The following is a 2130-nucleotide window of genomic DNA, read 5'->3' on the forward strand; positions in this document are numbered from 1 at the left end:
GACCTCTATTTCAAAATTATAAAAAGGCTCCAAAATTATATTTTCACTCTGTTCTATACCCTGTCTTATGGCCCTGTAGGTACATTGTCTAAAATCTCCACCGCAAATATGTTTTATATGTTCTTTACCAGTTAGCAAGGTTATCTTCAAATCAGTCAGTTCAAATCCACATAGTATTCCGTGGTGCTTTCTCTCAAATACATGGGTTTTGACTAGATTTTGGTGACCTATGCTAAGATCGTCTATATGGGCTTTGCTTTCAAATACTATTCCTTCACCTCTAGTATTTGGCTCTATTTTTAAATGAACCTCAGCATAATGCTTCAAAGGCTCGTAATGGCCGCTCCCTATGCAAGGTGTCTTTATAGTTTCCTTGTATAGAATTTCACATTTTCCAAAGTCGACCTCTACGTCAAATCTATCGTGTATTACCTCCTTTAAAATCTCAAGCTGTACAGTTCCCATTATACTTATGCTTATTTCCTTTAGCTTTTCGCTGTAGGATACATTTAGGCTAGGCTCCTCCTCTTCTAAAATTTTAAAAATCTCCAAAATATCTTTTATATTTATACTTTCATCAAATATAACCTTAGTTCTCAAAGTAGGAATTATGCTGTCTTTTCTCTTTTTCTTTAAAATTTCTAAATTTTGATTTGATTTTAAAGATATAAACTGGCCTATATCTGTATTTGTAAGTCCAACTAAACCTCCGATTTGGCCTGCATCTATACTTTTAGTAGCAGTTGTTTTTTCTCCATTTTTAAAGAATATTGAATTTACTTTTTCTTCTATCAATTCGTCGTTTTTAAAATATACGACTTCATCTTTGACATTTAAGCTTCCAGATAAAACCTTTACATAAGTTACCTTCTTGCCGTCTTCGTATTTTATATTCGATACTTGTCCTAAAAACTCACCGTCATTACTGTAATCTGTGACTGTAAGTGCATCAAATATTTCTATAAAATTTTCTATACCGATATCGTTTAAAGCTGAACCTGCAACTATTGGATATATTTCACAGTTTTTTATCATCTTTATTAAATTATCATTCCATAAATCCCTTTGATATCCAGTATCAAAATATATATCCATTAAGTTTTCGTCTCTCTCAGCTATAAATTCAATTAAGCTTTCACTGAAATCACCTGTTTTAAATTCGTCGGTAATATTTACGACATTTTGATCTAACTCATCTTTTATATCCTCTACAACTTCATCTACGAAACAATTCTGATTATCTATTTTATTTATAAAAATAAAAGTAGGTATTTTCTTCTTTTTAAGTAATTTAAAAACTGTAGATGTATGGGATTGAACCTTTTGAGTCCCACTGACTACGAGTATTGCATAATCTAAAATATCCAAGCTTCTCTCCATCTGTCCGCTAAAATCTATATGACCCGGCGTATCGACTAAAAAATATTCGCTTTCCTTATAAGAAAACCTCGCTATCTTAGAAAATACAGTTATACCTCTTTTCTTTTCTATTTGATAATTATCTAAAAAAGTATTTTTATGATCTACTCTTCCTCTACTTCTTATAGATTTCGTATGATATAAAATTTGTTCTGATAAAGATGTCTTCCCAGCGTCGACATGCGCTAATATTCCAATTGTTTTATACATTTTATACCTCTTTCTTTAATATAACTAATAATAATACTTTTTTTAGTAAATAATACTTAAAAATATATTATCACACAAAGGAGGTATTTTGATGATTAATTTAAATTTAAATATTATATCGACGTTGACTCTATCGATAATTTTATATTTAGTCGGAGGCTTTATAAAAGATAAATCAAATATTTTTTCTAGATTTTGTATACCAACACCTGTTATAGGCGGACTTTTCTTTTCTATTTTTATTTTTTTTATGAAAAAATTTAACTTACTAGAAATAACTATGGATACATCCTTGATGCCTTATTTTTTATCTGCTTTCTTCATAAGTATAGGCTTTTGTATAAATATATACTCCATAAAAAACGGCAGCAAACTTTTATTTATCTACTGGATTTTATGTGCTGTGCTCGGTTTTTGTCAGAATATAATAGCTGTTAGCTTATCTAAAATCTTAAATATAAAACCTCTACTTGGGTTTATGTGTGGAAGTGTATCTATGGA

The 2130-nt window shown here is 29.8% G+C and carries 2 protein-coding genes; one reads left to right on the top strand and one right to left on the bottom strand.

The annotated features are described in order from the left end of the window. Positions 1-1629: GTP-binding protein (locus tag MR593_RS06160; RefSeq protein ID WP_290690895.1), on the bottom strand; the 1629-nt coding region annotated here is incomplete at its 3' end. A 91-nt stretch (positions 1630-1720) separates the two neighbouring features. Here MR593_RS06160 and MR593_RS06165 point away from each other — a divergent pair. Further along, the coding region (locus tag MR593_RS06165; RefSeq protein WP_290690896.1) for a sodium/glutamate symporter at positions 1721-2130 on the top strand (410 nt) is incomplete at its 3' end.

This window comes from Intestinibacter sp., assembly GCF_022780145.1.
GTDB lineage: Bacteria > Bacillota > Clostridia > Peptostreptococcales > Peptostreptococcaceae > Intestinibacter.